This window comes from Actinomycetota bacterium, from assembly GCA_019347575.1.
Lineage (GTDB): Bacteria > Actinomycetota > Nitriliruptoria > Nitriliruptorales > Nitriliruptoraceae > JAHWKY01.
On sequence record JAHWKY010000110.1, the window covers coordinates 1 to 2,344 of the forward strand.

The 2,344-nt window shown below is 73.3% G+C and carries 3 protein-coding genes; 1 reads left to right on the forward strand and 2 read right to left on the reverse strand.

The window, feature by feature from the left end; genetic code table 11:
- Together KY469_22845 and KY469_22850 are read right to left on the reverse strand one after the other, a co-directional pair.
- On the reverse strand, positions 1 to 757 hold a 757-nt coding region (locus tag KY469_22845), incomplete at its 3' end, for a 1-acyl-sn-glycerol-3-phosphate acyltransferase (protein MBW3665929.1).
- Between the two features lie 22 nt (positions 758 to 779).
- Positions 780 to 1,985 (reverse strand): alpha/beta fold hydrolase, encoded by a 1,206-nt coding sequence (locus tag KY469_22850; protein MBW3665930.1) that lies wholly within the window; start codon positions 1,983 to 1,985, stop codon positions 780 to 782.
- 126 nt (positions 1,986 to 2,111) lie between these two features.
- Here KY469_22850 and KY469_22855 point away from each other — a divergent pair.
- The coding region (locus KY469_22855; GenBank protein MBW3665931.1) for a cysteine--tRNA ligase at positions 2,112 to 2,344 on the forward strand (233 nt) is incomplete at its 3' end.

Sequence of the window (2,344 nt, forward strand, 5' to 3'; positions counted from 1 at the left end):
TGGACACCGGCAGCACCTTCAACCGCAACAGCCTGTCGAGCCTCAGCCCGCGCGCGATGCGCTCGCCGCGCGTGACGAACAGCGCAGTCTCCTGTCCGCCGATGGCCACCACCGGCACGATCGGCACGTCATGGCGCAGCGCCACGCCCACCCAGCCCCTGCGCCCGGCGAAGTCGACGCGGTCGCTCTGCCAGCTCGGGCGGTGGACCTCCCAGTCCCCGCCGGGGTAGACCAGCACCGCCGCGCCGGCCCGCAGCGCGCGCTCGGCGTTCTCGTGGGAGGCGGCCACCGTTCCGTAGCGGCGCAGGAAGGACAGGTAGGGCATCGACACCACCAGGTTGTGCGCGAGCTGGTGGAAGCGCCGCTCGACGCCGAAGTGGGTGGAGAAGGCCAGCGTGAAGACCAGCGTGTCGGGGGTCATGTTGCCGCCCGAGTGGTTGCCGACCATCAGCACCGGGCCGTCCTCGGGCACGTTGCCCAGCCCCCGCACCTCGCTGCGATGCCACAGGCTGCAGGCCAGCCACAGCAGCGGCAGCTTCTCGCGGATGTAGTCGGGGTCGCGCTCGTCGAGGTCGGCCTCGGGGACGCCCGCCTGCGCCGCCCGGGCGATCGAGCGCACGGCACGCTCGAGCAGCCTGGCGGCGCCCAGGCCGACGGCGCCCGGGCCGCCGTCGTGGCTCGCGTCGCCGTCGCCGAGGCCCGCGGGCTCCGCGCGGCCGCCGTTGCGCCCCGCATGCGCGGTCAGGCGCTCATCCATCACACCAGGATACGGCCTCCGGTTACGCGGCGCGAACGGCGGCGGTCGGCGGCACGCCCAGCGCGTCGGCCTGGAGGAAGAAGCGGCGCATGATCCCCGCGGTCTGCTCGGCGCGCTCGACCTGGGGCACGTGGCCGCAGCCCTCGAGCACGATCTGCTCGGCGTGGGGCAGCCAGCGGCGCACGTGACGCGCGAAGGCGGCCGGGATGAGGGGATCGTGGGTGCCCCAGACGAACAGCGCGGGGGGCTCCAGCTCGCTCAGGCGGGGATAGAAGCCGCTGCGCCCGAACGGCGCGTCGAGGTAGATGTTGCGCGCTGCGCTGAGGAAGCCCAGGCGTCCCCCGGCGCTGGCGTAGATGCGCTGGAACTCATCGACGATCACGTCGGCGATCGCGGGGTCGATCGCGTCGGGGTCGGCGAACAGGCTCCAGAGATGGTCCTCGACCATGCCACGGGTGAAGCGGTGGGGCAGCAGGCCGAACTCGGGGCGCAGCAGCCGCACGACGGGGCGCAGCCCGCGCTTGATGAAGGCCACGGCCGGACAGAGCAGCACGAGGCCACCGACGCGCTCGGGCGCGCGCAGCCCCAGCTCCAGCGCCACGCGGCCGCCCATCGAGTTGCCGGCGATGTGGGCACGGCCCACGCCCAGCGCGTCCATGGTGCGCAGGACCGTGTCGGCGAACCAGCCGGCGTTGTAGGGGGCGCTCAGCGGCTTGCCCGAGGAGCCGAAGCCCGGCAGATCGAGGGCGTGCACGCGGAAGTCGGTGCTCAGCGCCGCCGCGGCGTCCAGGAAAGAGCTCTTGGCGCCGCCCAGACCGTGGATGAGCACCACGTCGGGGCCCTCCCCGATGGTCAGGGTGGAGACGCAGGTGTCGCCGACGTCGACCGGGCGCATGCCCAGCAGCGGCGGGCGGTGGCCGGGCAGCTCGAACAGGCCCTCGAAGGCCACGGCGAGATCGAGTTCTCCCGTGATGTACAGGCGCCGGCTGGAGAAGGCCTCGATGCCCGACAGGCGACCCTCCCGTAGCTCCAGCCAGGTCTGCGCGTCGGTCCCGATGACCACGTCGGGCCGTCGCGCGGTCGCCCCGGGGTGGACCCGGGCGTGATCGGCCGTGCAGCGCACCTCCCAGGTCCTGCCCACGTCGCCCAGGCGGATCTGGTAGGTCGCGTCGAAGCGCGGATCGGCGCCCAGATAGCGCTCGGGAAGCCCGCGGAACGCCTGCTCCACCGCGGCCAACCTGCGGCCGTGCTCGCCGTTCGACGCCATCCCAGCCACACACTACCGGTCGGCCCGGAGGCCATGCTCCGCCACCGAACGAGCGTTCGTGGCGGCGAGGCCGCTACGTTGGCGGGCGTGCGCCTCGTCCGCCTGCACGACACCGCCTCCGGCGCGCTGCGCGAGCTGCGCCCCCGCGAGGGCCGGCGCGTGGACATCTACGCCTGCGGGCCCACCGTCTACGGGCGCATCCACGTGGGCAACGCGCGGCCGTTCGTCACCTTCGCACTGCTGGAGCGCTTCCTGCGCCGCGAGGGCTACGAGGTGACGCTGGTGGTCAACATCACCGACGTCAACGACAAGATCTACGA